Genomic DNA, 14,417 nt, shown 5'->3' with positions numbered 1-14,417 from the left:
CTGTCGTCGCCGGGGTGCTGTAGGCCGGGGTGGGCGCTCTGCCGGAACGCCGGTCGGCTGCGGCGTCGTGGTGGCTGGTCGTGCAGTTCCCGGCGCCTCTTTCGGGGGCGCTGTCGTCGCCGGGGTGCTGTAGGCCGGGGTGGGCGCTCTGCCGGAATGCCGGTCGGCTGCGGCGTCGTGGTGGCTGGTCGTGCAGTTCCCGGCGCCCCTTTCGGGGCGTGTTGTCGGCGCCGGGCGTGCTCAGTCGACCCCTTTGATCCGTCGCACCAGCCATGCCCCCGCCAGTCCGATCACCGCCGCGACCAGATACAGGACGCGGTAGCCGCCGAGGTAGGTGACGATCGGGGCGGCGAGGGCGGGGGCGGCGACCTGGGGGAGGGCGTTGGCGACGTTGATGACGCCGAGGTCCTTGCCGCGGTCGAGGGCCTTCGGCAGGACGTCGGTCATCAGCGCGAAGTCCACGGAGGTGAACACCCCGAAGCCGACGCCCAGTACCGCAGCGGCCACGATTGCGCCGGGCCAGGTCTGCCACACCGACAGCAGCGCCGTCGCCACCGCCATCAGCATCCCGGACCAGATCACGAAGGGTTTGCGGCGGCCCAGCCGGTCCGACCAGACCCCGCCGACCACGACCGTCGCCATCAGCGTCAGCCCGTTGACGGCGGTCAGGATCAGCACGCCCTGGTCGGGGTCGGAGTAGTGGAGGCGGTCGCGGAGGTAGTAGAGCAGGTAGAGCAGCACCAGTGCGTTGCTGAGGTTGATCAGGAAGCGGGTCAGCCACGCCCAGCCCAGGTCCGGATACCGGCGCGGGCTCAGCCAGAAGCCCGCCAGGAAGCCCCGCCAGGACCAGGGCGGCCGGTCCTCCGGCGCCAGCCGCAGGTCCGGGTGGCGCAGCACGTACGGCAGGACGCCCAGCGCCGTGAACACCGCGCACGCCACATAGCCGGCCCCGACGCCCCCGGCGGCCGTCGCGAGCCCGGTGCCGCCGACCACGCCGAGGATCTGCGCGGCCCCCAGCCAGCCGCCCACCGAGCCCCGCTGGAGCCGCGGCACCCGGTCCGGCACCGCCGCCGTGACCGCCGCGAAGGCCGCGTTCAGGGTGAGCTGGACCAGGGCCCAGCCCAGCATCATCGTCCACATCCCGCCGGCGCCCGCGAGGACCAGCAGGGACAGCGCCCCGCCCGCCGTACCGGCGACGATCCACGGCGTGCGCCGGCCCCTGCGGGACGTCGTACGGTCCGACAGCGCGCCGAAGACCGGGTTCGCGGCCAGCGACACCACCGCGCCGACGCCGGTCACCCACGCCAGCATCGTCTCCTTCGACATTCCGGAGCCGGGCGCGAAGTCCTTGGCCTGGGAGGCGAGCAGGATCTGCAGCGGGCCGTACCAGCCCACCCAGATCGCCCCGTTGGCCAGCGAGAGCGCCGACGTCCAGCCCCGGCCGACCCGCTCGACCGGCTCCGCCAGCGCGGCGGCGGGTTCCCGGAGCGTCGTCATCTCTGCGCCCGCAGGAGGTCCCGGTACCAGGCGTACGACGACTTCGGCGTCCGCACCTGCGTCGCGTAGTCGACGTGGACCAGGCCGAAGCGGCGCGCGTACCCCTCGGCCCACTCGAAGTTGTCGAGGAGCGACCAGACGAAGTACCCGCGCACGTCCACGCCGGCCTCGGCCGCCTTGTGCAGCGCGCGGACGTGGCCGTCCAGGTAGGCGATGCGCTCCTGGTCGTCGAGGCCCTCGTAGGAGCAGCCGTTCTCGGTGATGACGACCGGCGGGAGCCGGTCGCCGTAGCGGTCGCGGAAGCCGGTGAGGAGTTCGGTGAGGCCCTCGGGGACGACCGGCCAGCCGAAGTCCGTCACCGGGACGTCCTCGATGTCCTGGACGGAGAAGGGGAGTTCGGCGGGGAGGGTGAGCCCGCCGAACTCGATCTCGGTGCCCTGCGGGGCGCCGACCTTGGTGGGGGCGTAGTAGTTGATCCCGTACCAGTCGAGCGGTTCGGCGATCACCTTCAGGTCGGCGGCGACGTCGCCGGGCATCAGGTCGCCCATGCCGTCCGGGTACTCGCCGAGCAGGACCGGCTCGGCGAACAGGCGGTTGAGGAGGAGGTCGTAGAAGGCGGCCGCCTCCAGGTCCGGCTGCTCCTGGGAGGCCGGCCAGGTCGGGCCGTGCGAGTTGGCGATGCCGATGTCGGCGGCGCCGGCCGCGCGCAGCGCCCGTACCGCCAGGCCGTGCGCGAGCAGCTGGTGGTGGGCGACCGGGAGGGCGTCGAACATCAGCTGCTTGCCGGGGGCGTGGGCGCCCAGGGCGTAGCCGAACAGGGTCTGTTCGGCGGGCTCGTTGAGGGTGATCCACTTCTTGACCCGGTCGCCGAGCCGGTCCGCGACGGTGGAGACGTAGTCGGCGAAGTGCGCCGCCGTGTCCCGGTCCAGCCAGCCGCCCCTCTCTTGGAGAGCCGTCGGCAGGTCCCAGTGGAAGAGGGCCGGGACCGGGCGGACGCCGGCCGCGCACAGCTCGTCCACCAGCCGGTCGTAGAAGTCCAGGCCGTCCGCCGAGCGGACCCGCGGCCAGGAGATCGAGAAGCGGTACGCGTCCACGCCGAGGCCGGCCAGGAGCGCCACGTCCTCGCCGTGGCGGTGGTAGTGGTCGCAGGCCACCGCCGCCGTCGAGCCGTCCTTGATCCGGCCCGGTTCCGCCTCGAACACGTCCCACACGGACGGCTCCCGCAGGTCGGCCGCGCCCTCGATCTGATGCGCCGAGGTCGAGACGCCCCAGAGGAAGCCGTCGGGGAACCGGGGAAAGGGGGTGATCGGATGGACCGCGTCTGTCGCCATGGCCGGGATCATCCTTACCCCCGGTAACATAAGTCAACGCCCGGGCGTGAACTACCCGTTACGGGGCCCGGTCACGCCCCTTCCTTCAACACCCGTGAGATCAGTTCGCGTTGCTCCTCGGACAGCCGCGGGTCGGCCGCGTACACCGTCCGTCCGTCCACCGTGATCTCGTACGCGAACCCGTCCGGCACGCCGGGCGGCGGGGCGCCCCGGCCGGCCGCGAGCGCGCGCTCGGCCAGGGCCTGCCACTCGGGGGCGTCGGGCCGGCCCGAGGTGTCCACCTCGGCCCGGCGCTCGATGCCCGCGAACCCGCCCGTGCGCCTCACCTGAATACGCATGGGTCCCTGTGTAGTACGGAACCGGGCGGTGCGCATCCCCGCCCCCGCGCGGTCAGGAGGCCTGCACGCCCACCTGGGCCCAGGCCTTGAGGGCGGCCTCGCTCTCCTCGCCCGCCTGGTAGCGGGCCTTGGCCGCGGCCACCGTGAGCTTCGCGAAGTCCGTGAACGTGGCGTCCGACCGCAGTTCGCCGCCGGTGAGGACGTCGTACCAGATCTGCCCGGCGCGCTCCCAGGCGTTGCCGCCGAGGGTGGTGGCGAGCAGGTAGAAGGCGTGGTTGGGGATGCCGGAGTTGATGTGCACGCCGCCGTTGTCCCGGCTGGTCTTCACGTAGTGCTGCATGGTCGCCGGCTGCGGGTCCTTGCCGAGGCGCGGGTCGTCGTACGCCGTGCCCGGCGCCTTCATCGAGCGCAGGGCGACCCCGTGGACGCCCGGGGCGAGCAGGCCCTCGCCGATCAGCCAGTCGGCGTGCTCGGCGCTCTGGCCGAGGGAGTACTGCTTGATGAGCGAGCCGAAGACGTCGGAGACCGACTCGTTCAGGGCGCCGGACTGGCCGTAGTACTCCAGGTTGGCGGTGTACTGGGTGACGCCGTGCGTGAGCTCGTGGCCGATGACGTCGACGGAGGTGGTGAAGTCGACGAAGATCTCGCCGTCGCCGTCCCCGAACACCATCTGGTCGCCGTTCCAGAAGGCGTTGTCGTAGTTGACGTCGTAGTGGACGCTCGCGTTCAGCGCCAGCCCGTTGCCGTCGATGGAGTCGCGCTCGTACGCCTTCAGGTACAGGTCGAAGGTGGCGCCGAGGCCGGCGTAGGCGCGGTTGACGGTGGCGTCCTGGCCGGGCTCGGAGCCTTCCTGGCGGACCTCGGTGCCGGGCAGGTCGGTGCGGTGCCCGGCGTCGTAGATCGTGCGGCGGGGCTGCGCGGTCGCGGGCGCCGGGGCGGTCACGGCGGCCGCGGTGCGGACCGCGGTCACGCGGCGGCGGGTGCGCTGGGCCGAGTCGTGCTGCAGGGTGCGCAGCGCGGAGTCGGCGAGTGCCCGGTCCTCGTGGGTGGCGAGGTGGTCGAGGATGTGCGGCGGCACGATCGTGCAGAAGACGGGCGTGCGGCGGATGACGGGCTCAGAGCCCCCGTTGGTCGTCATGCACCGCACCTTCGCACTGCGTCACTCGGCTGTCACTACCTGCAACCGTGATTGGTGAAATACCGTGACAATTGACCACTCTCCGTGAGTGGGAGTGGTATGGCGCACGTTTTGTCCTTTTTCTCCCCGTGGTCCCGCATACTGATACGGCGCCCCGCCGCCGAAGGGGCTCGGCTAGCATGCGGAGCATCATGCGTTTCGGGCTGCTTCTTCTTAGCTGCCGCGGCGAGGGCCTGTAGTCCAGGTCGACTCCCTCCCCGCGGAGCTTCGCGTTGCGTCGTCGGCCGTCCTTCCGGACACCCACCAGGAGCCCCGCAATCATGGTCAACCGTCAGCAGCCCAGTTCCATGCCGGTCCACAAGTACGGCACGTACGAGCAGGTCGACATCCCCGACCGCACCTGGCCCGGGAAGCGGATCACCGAAGCCCCCCGCTGGCTCTCCACCGACCTGCGCGACGGCAACCAGGCCCTGATCGACCCGATGTCGCCCGAGCGCAAGCGCCGGATGTTCGACCAGCTGGTCAAGATGGGCTACAAGGAGATCGAGGTCGGCTTCCCCGCCTCCGGCCAGACCGACTTCGACTTCGTGCGCTCGATCATCGAGGAAGAGGGCGCGATCCCGGACGACGTGACGATCTCCGTGCTGACCCAGGCCCGCGAGGACCTGATCGAGCGGACCGTCGAGTCGCTGAAGGGCGCCCGGCGGGCCACCGTCCACCTGTACAACGCGACCGCCCCCGTCTTCCGCCGGGTCGTCTTCCGCGGCTCCAAGGACGACATCAAGCAGATCGCCGTCGACGGCACCCGCCTGGTCATGGAGTACGCCGAGAAACTGCTGGGCCCGGAGACGGAGTTCGGCTACCAGTACTCGCCGGAGATCTTCACCGACACCGAGCTGGACTTCGCGCTGGAGGTCTGCGAGGCGGTGATGGACGTCTACCAGCCGGGTCCGGGCCGCGAGATCATCCTCAACCTGCCCGCCACGGTGGAGCGTTCGACGCCGTCCACGCACGCGGACCGCTTCGAGTGGATGCACCGCAACCTGTCCCGCCGCGAGCACGTCGTGCTGTCGATCCACCCGCACAACGACCGCGGCACCGCCGTCGCCGCCGCCGAACTGGCGCTGATGGCCGGCGCCGACCGCGTCGAGGGCTGCCTGTTCGGGCAGGGCGAGCGCACCGGCAACGTCGACCTGGTCACCCTGGGCATGAACCTGTTCTCGCAGGGCGTCGACCCGCAGATCGACTTCTCCGACATCGACGAGATCCGTCGTACGTGGGAGTACTGCAACCAGATGGAGGTCCACCCGCGCCACCCGTACGTGGGCGACCTGGTCTACACGTCCTTCTCCGGCTCCCACCAGGACGCCATCAAGAAGGGCTTCGACGCCATGGAGGCCGACGCGGCCGCGAAGGGCGTCACCGTCGACGACATCGAGTGGGCCGTGCCGTACCTGCCGATCGACCCGAAGGACGTCGGCCGCTCCTACGAGGCGGTCATCCGGGTCAACTCGCAGTCCGGCAAGGGCGGTATCGCCTACGTCCTGAAGAACGACCACAAGCTGGACCTGCCGCGCCGGATGCAGATCGAGTTCTCCAAGCTCATCCAGGCCAAGACGGACGCCGAGGGCGGCGAGGTCACCGGCGCCGACATCTGGGCGGTCTTCCAGGACGAGTACCTGCCGAACCCGGAGAACGCCTGGGGCCGCGTCCAGGTGCGCACGGGCCAGTCGACCACCGACACCGACGGCGTGGACACCCTCACCGTCGAGGCCACCGTCGACGGCCAGGACACGGTGCTGACCGGCTCCGGCAACGGCCCGATCTCCGCGTTCTTCGACGCGCTGCAGGGCCTGGGCATCGACGTACGTCTCCTGGACTACCAGGAGCACACGATGAGCGAGGGTGCCTCCGCGCAGGCCGCCTCCTACATCGAATGTGCGATCGACGGCAAGATCCTGTGGGGTATCGGCATCGACGCGAACACGACGCGTGCGTCGCTGAAGGCGGTCGTCTCCGCCGTCAACCGCGCCACGCGATAACCCCTCTGAACGGCGGTTTCGGGGCCCTGATCAGCTCTCGTGGCGATCAGGGCCCCGTCGTTTCCCGGCCATCTCGATGTGCAGGTCACGGACTGGTCTCGTACGGGGTACTGACTCAGGCTCCTCCATGTGGCTAACATCACGCCAGCGGTGGCGATGTTGCCACGGCGTTACGGAGGTGCGACGTGCTGCCAGTACGGGGACGAGACTGCCGAACCGCCAGGCCTGCCCGCATTGTGGGCACCCGCACCGCCTGGACACCCGTCGGCGACGGGGAGTTCTTCTGCCCCGGCTGCGGCGGCGACCGCAACTACCAGCGGCTCACCGGCCGGCGCCGCTTCACCCTGCTCGGCGTGCCCGTGCTGCCGCGCGGCACCACCGGACCGGTCGTGGAGTGCGCCGCCTGCCGCCACCACTACGGCACCGACGTCCTCGACCACCCCACCACCTCCCGCTTCTCGGCGATGCTCCGCGACGCCGTGCACACCGTCGCCCTGGCCGTCCTCGCGGCCGGCGGCACCTGTGCTCGTACGGCCCTGGAGGCGGCGGCGGGCGCGGTCCGCGCGGCCGGTTTCGAGGAGGCCACGGAGGACCAGCTGAGCGCGCTGGTCGAGGCCCTCGTCGCGGACACCGGGCGGGTCTTCGAGCAGCCGTACCGGGCGAGCCTCGCGATAGAGCTGCACGAGGCCCTCGACCCGCTCGCCCCGCACCTCGCCCCCGCCGGACGCGAGGCACTGCTCCTGCAGGGCGCCCGGATCGCGCTCGCCGACGGCCCCTACACCAACGCCGAACGCGAGGTCCTCGGCACCGTCGGCGCGGCCCTGACCATCTGCGCCGACGACGTGAGCCGGCTCCTGGCGGCGGCCCGCATGCCGTCGTGAGCCCGGGGCGTCCGGCCCGCCTACCGTCGTGAGCCGCGGACACCCGGCGCCGCCCGTCCTCGGTGACACCCGGCCGTAAAACCCCCTCTGCTCTCCTGCAGGCGGGGGTATTTCCGGTACGCACGGGGTGCCTGCGGCGGGCGGCCGGGGAATTCCGGTGCCTGGCGGGGGAGTCGGGCATCCGTGGGAGAGACCCGGGGTTCGGCCGGGAGGTGTCCTGCGCGAACCGCCGGACGGGGATGCCCGGGAGGCGGGCCTCGACGATCCCACCGCGGTGGCGGACGCCCCCCGGCGCCCCGCTGCGGCGCTGGGCGGTCGTCGGGCCGCGCGGAGCCGGTACGGCCCCGATCACGAGGAGACCGCGAGGCGCTGGAGGGCCTGGCGAACGCCTGCACGGCGGCTGCGCGCCGCCCTCCGTGGCCGGTGCCGGGTCTGTCACAGCTGACGGCATGCCAAACCTTTTGACCCGTTTGGGCGTTATAGGGGTGCGAGGATGCCGAGCGGGAGGACCATGGAAGCGTGAGTCATGTGTCTCCAGTGACCCGTGCGAGCAGGTTCTCGCTCGCCGCCGCCCTGCTGCTCGGGGCGTTCACGGCCGGGCCCAGGGCCTGGGCGGCGGCCGGCTGCGTGTCGTCCGTGCCGTACGTCTCCGGCGAGGGCGGCTACGCCCAGTTCCGCATTCCGGCCGTCGTCCGCAGCGGGCGCGGCACCCTGCTCGCGTTCGCCGAGGGCCGGCACTCCACCACCGGGGACAGCGGTGACATCGACGTCGTGCTGAGGCGCTCCGCCGACGGCGGCTGCACCTGGGACCCGCTCCGGGTGGTGGCCGCCGGCGACGGGGACACCCGCGGCAACCCGGCGCCGGTGGTGGACCCGCGGACCGGCCGGATCGTCCTGGTGACCTCGTACAACGACGGCTCGGTGAACGAGGACCAGATCATGCGCGGCCAGGTCACCGGGGCGCAGAGCCGCCGGGTGTACGTGCAGCGCAGCGACGACGACGGACGCCACTTCAGCCGCCCGCGCGAGATCACCGCCCAGGTGAAACCTTCCGGCTGGCGCTGGTACGCCACCGGCCCCGGGCACGCCGTCGCGCTCACCCGGGGACCGCACCGCGGCCGCCTGGTCGTCGCCGCCGACCACTCCGCCGCCCCGCGCGCCGGCTCGGCCGACACCGGCCGGGAGGCCAGGTACTACGGCGGCCACGCGATCTACAGCGACGACGGCGGCCTCGGCTGGCACCTCGGCTTCGTCGACGACTCCTACACCGGCCACGACAACGCCAACGAGACCACCGCCGCCCAACTCCCCGACGGACGGCTCTACTTCAACGCCCGCGACCAGAACGGCTCCAGTCCGGGCAACCGCCTGGAGGCCTGGTCGAGCGACGGCGGCGAGACCCTGGACGCCCCCTACAGCGTCCAGCCGACCCTGTCCCGGGTCCCGGTGGTCGAGGGCTCCGTCCTCCAGCTCCCGGGCGGCGAGGGCCCGCTGCTCTTCTCCGCCCCGTCGGTCCCGACGGCCCGCCGGACCATGGCCCTGTGGACCAGCACGGACCAGGGCATCACCTTCGAGAAGTACCTCACCCTGTCCGACCTGAAGGCCGCCTACTCGGACCTGGTCGAGGTGGACAGGCGCACGGTGGGGGTGCTGTACGAGACGGGCACCAGGACGGCGTACGACACGATCGAGTTCCGGCGGGTCGCGGCCCCCTGACCGGAACGGTCTTCGGCCGCCGGGCAACCGAATCCACGGATCCGGCGGTCTGGAGGGCGAGGGGGTGGCTGATGCAGGCCGAACTAGAGGCCCAGTTCCAGGAATTCGTCAGAGCACGGTGGTCGCAGCTCGTCCGGACCGCCTATCTGCTCACCGGTGACCCGCACCACGCGGAGGACCTGACGCAGACCGCGCTGGCGAAGGCCTACCGGTCCTGGCGGCGCGTCTCCCGGACCGACCATCCGGAGGCGTACGTCCGCCGCATGCTGGTCAGCTGCAACAGCGACCGGTTCCGCAAGCGCCGGGTCGCCGAGTCGCTGACCGACGCACCGCCGGAGCGCGCGGGGTACGACGACGCCGTGTCCCGGGCCGACGAGCGCGGCACGCTGCTCGCGGCCCTGGCCGGGCTGCCGCCGAGGCAGCGCGCGGTGGTGGTGCTGCGGTACTGGGAGGACCTGTCCGAGGGGGAGGTCGCCGAGGTGCTCGGCTGCTCCCCGGGCACGGTCAAGAGCCAGGCGTCCAAGGGCCTGGCGAAGTTGCGTACGGTTCCGGGGCTCGCGCAGGCCATGAGCCACGCGGCGCCCGTGCAGGGAGGCAGCAGGTGAGCGGTCAGAGGCAGGGCGGGGCGCCCGAGCCGGAGTTCGAGGCCCGGGTGCGGGCGCTGCTGGCCGGGGACGCGTCCCTGGTCCGGCCGTCACCGGTGCCGTACCCGGAGATCCGGCGCCGGGGCGTGCTGGAGCGGCGGCGGCGCCTGGCCGTGGGCGGGGCGGCGCTGGCGGCGCTTGCGGTGGTGCCGGTCGGGGCGTACGCGCTGGGCGGCGGCACCACGGCGAGCCCGGCCGGGCCCGGTCCCACGGTGCTGGCCAGCGCCAGCCCGGCACCGACCGGCCCGGCCACCGCGTCGGCCCCGCCACCGTCCGGGACCCCGTCGGGCCCGGCCGCCCCTACGTCCTCGGCGTCGGCGTCGGCGTCCTCGTCGGCGTCGACCCCGTCGGGCGACCCGTCGGCCCCGGCCCGCCCGGCGTCCGCGGCGGACCAGCTGCTCGACGGGATCACCTTCGACCAGGCCGCCGCCGGACTCGGCAAGTGCCTCGACTACAACAAGGCGCACCGCCTCCCCAAGGACCCGACCTACACCGACCTCGGCAGGCCGGCCGACTACCGGATCATCCTGGCGATGCGCAGCACCGGGGACTCCAACGCCCCCGGCGACGGCTACTTCGTGGTCGCGGTGCGGGAGAAGCCGAAGCCGACCCGGCTCATCTGCACCGTCAAGGACGGCGCGGCCGACGGCCTGAACACCAGCATCGGGGACCCCTTCGGCGGCGTGCGGACACCCGTGGCCCCGGACATCAACAGCGGCAAGCTCTACCAGCAGTCGGCCATCGACAAGGGCAACTGGAAGCTGCCGTTCCGGTGGGGGATCATCGGCGGCTACCGCGCCTCGGTGGCCACGATGACGGTCTCCTACGGCGGCGGCGCGGGCGAGGTGGTCCTCGACCACGGCTGGTTCGTCGCCACCGGCACGCTGGACAAGCAGGTCACCGTGGCCCCGCACCTGAAGGGCTACGACGCGGCGGGCAAGCTCGTCTACGACTCCGACCACGACGCGTCGTACGAGAAGACGCTGCCGTAGCGGCGGCTCAGCCGGTGCCGACCCCGTGCAGCAGGTTGGCGACCAGCCGCTCCGCGAACTCCTCGGTGAGGGGTTCGTCGGGCAGCAGCAGGCGGTGGTAGCAGGCCCCCCAGAGCTGGTCGACCAGGATCTGGGGGTCGGCGTCGGGGTGCAGCTGGCCGCGGTCCTGGGCGCGCCGCATCGCCGCGACGGCCAGTTCGCGGCGCGGCCCCGTGTAGCGCTGGAGCAGCGCGGCGGACAGTTCGGGGTCGGTCTGCGCCTGGCCGATGAGCCCGCCTATCACCCGCCCGGCGGGGGTCCCGGTGAGCAGCCGCACGAACGCGCGGAGCTGGGCCGTCAGGTCGGCGCCGATGTCGCCGGTGTCGGGGAAGGCGAGGGTCGGCTCGACGGCGTGGAAGTAGCCGTCGAGCGCGAGTGTGCCGCGCGAGGGCCACCACTTGTGCAGGGTCGTCTTGCTGACCCCGGCCTCCTGGGCGACCCGCTCGAAGGTGAAAGCGGCCATGCCGTCGCGCAGGAGCAGTGCCCCGGCGGCGGCGAGCACATCGGCCCGCACCTCCTCCGCGGGCCGCCGCCCGCGCCCGCGCCGCACCGGTGTTCCTTCCGTGCTCTGCTCCACGTGCCGCCTCCCGACCGTTCTCCTGACCCTGTCTGTCGACCACTCACTGTGACATATGGACGGCGCGTCCACAATCTGCCCATGCGGACGGGACGCCGGTGCGGCGGCCGGCGGAGCGCCCCTGTAAGGGGCGCGGGGAACCGCGCGACCGGCCGCGACGGCGCCGGGGTCGGCCGGCGGCGTGTCGCGGCCGTTCCGGCGGAGCGCCTAGCCCCCGGCCTCCTCGCGCAGTGCCGTGTCCAGCAGGGCTCGGGCCGCCCAGCGCATGACGTCCTTCGCCTCCTCGCGGTCCAGTTCGCAGACGTCACGGGTCGAGACCAGTGCCTCCACGCCGTAGACCAGGGTGAGCGCCATGGTCAGCCGGCGCAGGGCGGCGGGCGGGAGGGTCGCGGCGAGGGGGTCCAGGGCGGTGCGGGAGAGGTCGAGGCGGGTGCGGCTGCGGACCGGGAACTCCTCCGCCGGGCCGTCGTCGGAGCCCACCGGCGGCTCGTCGCCGGTCCGTCTGAAGTACCGCTCCAGGCTCGCGCTCAGCATGGCCCGCCACGCCGGCTCGTTCGCCAGCTGCATGTCGGCGACCCGGGAGACCAGCGTGTCCACCCGCCCGGCGGCGTCGGCGGGCAGGTCCGCGGTGACGTCCGGGCTGCGCAGCAGGGTGCGGGTCTCCCGGATCAGCTCCTGGGGGCCGGAGAAGTAGCGGTAGGCGGTGGCGGGCGAGACCCGGGCGGCCTCCGCCACGTCCGCGATGGTGACGGGGTGCCCCTCGCGCAGCAGCTCGGCGGCCGCGTCGACGAGCGCCCGCCGGGTGCGCAGCTTCTGGTTGCGCCGGCCGTCCTGCGCGCCCTTCGCGCTCCCTTCACTCCCCTCCATGATGAGAATCCCCTCTTGTGGTGAGAAACTTCTCTCATTACGGTATCACTGTCTCATTACGGGGGCCGCAGGCTCCGCGAGGAGCGTGCGGCGTGACGAGAGAGGGGGCTCCCGACCATGGGCTCCATGACACCCGCCGAAATGGAAGCGCTGATCGAGGCGCACATGAGCGCCGAGGAACGCGGTGACCCGGAGGGTTCGGTCGCCGTCTACACCGACGACATCGAGCACGACGTCGTCGGCGACCCGAACGGCCCGAAGCGCGGCGTCCCGGCGGCGCTCGACTTCTACCGCCGGCTGTGCAAGGACTTCCGTGCCGAGAGCGAGGAGCGGACCCGCACCTACTACTCCGACGACGCCGTCACCATGGAGAACGTGATGACGGGCACCGTCCCGGGCTCCTTCCTCGGGATCCCGGGCGGCGGCCGCCGGATCACCTTCCGGATCCTGCACGTCTTCGAGTTCCGCGACGGCCTGATCTCCCGGGAGAACGTGTGGCTGGACGGCGCCGCGGTGGCCGCCCAGCTGACGGCTCCCGCGTAGTGCCCCGGCGTCGGCCGCCGCCCGTGCGGCCGGCGCCAACTCCCGTGCGTCCGCAGCCCCGTGAACCCCACCCGTGCGGCGCCATTGGTCCCACCTCTGGCGGTTTACGCCATTCGCGCGCCTTGCCTTGACCGTCCCCGAACCCTTTCTTATGGTCGCGCTAACACCGGACGTCCGACGTCTCCTTTCCCCCACGCTGGAGGCACCGTGCGCGACGAGGCGACCCACGGCCGCAGGACGTTCCTGAAGCACGCCGGGGCCCTGGGCGCGGCCGCCTCGCTGACGACACTGACGGCCTGCGGCCCCAAGTCCACGATCGACCTGGGCGGCAGCGGCTCCGGCCGCACCCTCACCGCGGTGATCGGCTACGGCAACGACGGCAGCTGGGACCCCACCCAGACCGCGTCCGCGTTCGCGATGGCCGCCAACAACCACCTCTACGAGGGCCTCGCCGACACCGACCCGATCACCCGCGCCCCCTACCCGGCGCTGGCGACCCGGCTGCCCGCCGACGCGAACGCCACCACCTGGCGGTTCACCCTGCGCTCCGGCGCCACCTTCCACGACGGCAAGCCGGTCACCGCCGACGACGTGGTCTTCGTCTTCGACCGGATCCTCGACCCCGGCACCCAGACCCTCGCCCAGGGCTTCTTCGCGAGCTGGCTGAAGGAGGCCCGCAAGGTCGACGCCCGGACCGTCGACCTGGTGCTGAGGTTCCCCTTCCCGGACGGCGTCGCCCGCCTCACCCTCGCCAAGATCATGCCGAAGCACGTGTTCTCCCGGCCCGGCGCCTGGGACGACGCGATCAGGGGACTGGCGGTCGGCTCCGGACCGTACCGGCAGACCGGGCACCACCCGAAGTCGAACACCACCTTCGCCGCGTACGACCGCTACAACGGCCCCCGCCGGCCCGCCTTCCGGAAGATGAACTGGCTGACGATCGTCGACGCCGCCTCCCGCGTGGCCCGGATCTCCGGGGCCGGCGCCGGCGCCCAGATCTCCGACAACATCCCCTACGCCAACATCCCCCGCCTCGAACAGGGCGGCCTGTCGGTCGGCGGCGGCGCAGGGATGAACAACGCGTTCCTGATGTTCAACACGCAGCACAAGCCCTTCGACGACGTCCGGGTCCGCCAGGCCCTGCACTACGCCATCGACAAGGCGAAGATCGTCGAGGTCGCCCTCAAGAGCCACGGAAAACCCGCGAGTTCGTTCCTGAACGAGACCAACCCCGCCTACCGCCGCGCGAAGACGGTCTACGACCACGACCCCGACCGGGCGAAGGCGCTCCTGAGGGCCGCCGGAGTCAGCGGCCTGCGCGTGAACATCCTCGCGTCCAACGTGAGCTGGCTCGTCGACTGCCTGCCCACCATCAAGTCGTCCTGGGACGCGATCGGCGTCGCCACCACCCTGTCCCCGCAGGAGACCACGGCCGTGTTCACCAAGATGGACCAGAAACAGGACTACCAGGTCGTCGCCGCCGTCTCGAACCCCAACCAGTTCGGCCTCGACGCCGACCTGATCATGCACTACAACTACGGCCCCCGGAACCTGTGGATGGGCTACGCCCGCTGGGCCGACAACGCCGTCGCCAGGCAGCTCTTCAAGGACATGGACGCGGCCACCCGCGAACCCGACCCGGACAAGAAGAAGACGATGATCCAGGAGTACCTCGACGTCGTCGCCGAACAGGCCGTCCTCTACCCGGTCGTCCACAACGAGCTGATCACCGCCTGGGACCCGCGCAGACTCACCGGCATAAGGGCCCAGCCCTACCCGGGCATCAACGTCCTCACCGCCAAGTGGGCCTGA

The 14,417-nt window shown here is 72.1% G+C and carries 13 protein-coding genes; 7 read left to right on the top strand and 6 right to left on the bottom strand.

The genetic code is table 11. From position 1 onward, the window contains the following. Positions 1-240 precede the first annotated feature (240 nt). The 4 genes from ACIQVL_RS05935 to ACIQVL_RS05920 are packed head-to-tail and all read right to left on the bottom strand — an operon-like array spanning position 241 to position 4,304. Positions 241-1,497 carry an MFS transporter gene (locus ACIQVL_RS05935; RefSeq protein ID WP_403474547.1) on the bottom strand — a complete coding sequence of 419 codons (1,257 nt, stop codon included), beginning with the start codon at positions 1,495-1,497 and terminating at the stop codon, positions 241-243. Then, complete coding sequence (locus ACIQVL_RS05930; protein ID WP_403474546.1) at positions 1,494-2,840, bottom strand: GH1 family beta-glucosidase; 1,347 nt, start codon at positions 2,838-2,840, stop codon at positions 1,494-1,496. The genes ACIQVL_RS05935 and ACIQVL_RS05930 overlap by 4 nt, the downstream gene beginning before the upstream one ends. A 59-nt stretch (positions 2,841-2,899) precedes the next feature. Beyond that, positions 2,900-3,166, bottom strand: coding sequence for a protealysin inhibitor emfourin (locus tag ACIQVL_RS05925; protein WP_093503208.1), 267 nt, complete (start codon positions 3,164-3,166; stop codon positions 2,900-2,902). A 52-nt stretch (positions 3,167-3,218) separates the two neighbouring features. Continuing rightward, positions 3,219-4,304, bottom strand: a complete 1,086-nt coding sequence (locus ACIQVL_RS05920; protein ID WP_403474545.1) for a M4 family metallopeptidase — start codon at positions 4,302-4,304, stop codon at positions 3,219-3,221. A 320-nt stretch (positions 4,305-4,624) separates the two neighbouring features. Between ACIQVL_RS05920 and leuA the strand changes: the two genes are divergently transcribed. The 5 genes from leuA to ACIQVL_RS05895 all read left to right on the top strand — a co-directional run bounded on the left by leuA (position 4,625) and on the right by ACIQVL_RS05895 (position 10,579). Continuing rightward, the gene (leuA, locus tag ACIQVL_RS05915; protein WP_403427801.1) at positions 4,625-6,346 is read left to right on the top strand and encodes a 2-isopropylmalate synthase; all 1,722 of its coding nucleotides are present in this window, start codon (positions 4,625-4,627) and stop codon (positions 6,344-6,346) included. Between the two features lie 185 nt (positions 6,347-6,531). Next, on the top strand, positions 6,532-7,227 hold the full coding sequence (locus tag ACIQVL_RS05910) for a TerB family tellurite resistance protein (RefSeq protein ID WP_403427803.1): 696 nt from the start codon (positions 6,532-6,534) through the stop codon (positions 7,225-7,227). Between the two features lie 537 nt (positions 7,228-7,764). After that, positions 7,765-8,943, top strand: coding sequence for an exo-alpha-sialidase (locus ACIQVL_RS05905; RefSeq protein ID WP_403427805.1), 1,179 nt, complete (start codon positions 7,765-7,767; stop codon positions 8,941-8,943). 71 nt (positions 8,944-9,014) lie between these two features. Beyond that, on the top strand, positions 9,015-9,548 hold the full coding sequence (locus ACIQVL_RS05900) for a SigE family RNA polymerase sigma factor (RefSeq protein WP_351954952.1): 534 nt from the start codon (positions 9,015-9,017) through the stop codon (positions 9,546-9,548). Beyond that, entirely contained in the window at positions 9,545-10,579 is a 1,035-nt protein-coding gene (locus tag ACIQVL_RS05895) for a hypothetical protein (protein WP_403474544.1), read from the top strand. The genes ACIQVL_RS05900 and ACIQVL_RS05895 overlap by 4 nt, the downstream gene beginning before the upstream one ends. Before the next feature lie 7 nt (positions 10,580-10,586). Here the strand turns inward: ACIQVL_RS05895 and ACIQVL_RS05890 are convergent, their stop codons facing one another. Continuing rightward, the gene (locus ACIQVL_RS05890; RefSeq protein ID WP_403427809.1) at positions 10,587-11,195 is read right to left on the bottom strand and encodes a TetR/AcrR family transcriptional regulator C-terminal ligand-binding domain-containing protein; all 609 of its coding nucleotides are present in this window, start codon (positions 11,193-11,195) and stop codon (positions 10,587-10,589) included. Between the two features lie 207 nt (positions 11,196-11,402). Beyond that, positions 11,403-12,062 carry a TetR/AcrR family transcriptional regulator gene (locus tag ACIQVL_RS05885; RefSeq protein ID WP_403427812.1) on the bottom strand — a complete coding sequence of 220 codons (660 nt, stop codon included), beginning with the start codon at positions 12,060-12,062 and terminating at the stop codon, positions 11,403-11,405. A gap of 126 nt (positions 12,063-12,188) precedes the next feature. On the opposite strand from ACIQVL_RS05885, the gene ACIQVL_RS05880 reads away from it, so the two are divergent. Continuing rightward, entirely contained in the window at positions 12,189-12,605 is a 417-nt protein-coding gene (locus tag ACIQVL_RS05880; RefSeq protein WP_403474543.1) for a nuclear transport factor 2 family protein, read from the top strand. 207 nt (positions 12,606-12,812) lie between these two features. Continuing rightward, positions 12,813-14,417 carry an ABC transporter substrate-binding protein gene (locus tag ACIQVL_RS05875; RefSeq protein WP_403474542.1) on the top strand — a complete coding sequence of 535 codons (1,605 nt, stop codon included), beginning with the start codon at positions 12,813-12,815 and terminating at the stop codon, positions 14,415-14,417.

Source organism: Streptomyces sp. NPDC090499, assembly GCF_044769305.1.
Classification (GTDB): domain Bacteria; phylum Actinomycetota; class Actinomycetes; order Streptomycetales; family Streptomycetaceae; genus Streptomyces.
This window is presented reverse-complemented; position numbering and strand designations above follow the sequence as displayed.

Coding starts and splice junctions, on each gene's coding strand:
- leuA (WP_403427801.1), top strand. CDS start 4,625: ATGGTCAACCGTCAGCAGCCCAGTTCCATGCCGGTCCACAAGTACGGC.
- ACIQVL_RS05900 (WP_351954952.1), top strand. CDS start 9,015: ATGCAGGCCGAACTAGAGGCCCAGTTCCAGGAATTCGTCAGAGCACGG.
- ACIQVL_RS05920 (WP_403474545.1), bottom strand. CDS start 4,304: ATGACGACCAACGGGGGCTCTGAGCCCGTCATCCGCCGCACGCCCGTC.
- ACIQVL_RS05925 (WP_093503208.1), bottom strand. CDS start 3,166: ATGCGTATTCAGGTGAGGCGCACGGGCGGGTTCGCGGGCATCGAGCGC.
- ACIQVL_RS05930 (WP_403474546.1), bottom strand. CDS start 2,840: ATGATCCCGGCCATGGCGACAGACGCGGTCCATCCGATCACCCCCTTT.
- ACIQVL_RS05885 (WP_403427812.1), bottom strand. CDS start 12,062: ATGGAGGGGAGTGAAGGGAGCGCGAAGGGCGCGCAGGACGGCCGGCGC.
- ACIQVL_RS05880 (WP_403474543.1), top strand. CDS start 12,189: ATGACACCCGCCGAAATGGAAGCGCTGATCGAGGCGCACATGAGCGCC.
- ACIQVL_RS05935 (WP_403474547.1), bottom strand. CDS start 1,497: ATGACGACGCTCCGGGAACCCGCCGCCGCGCTGGCGGAGCCGGTCGAG.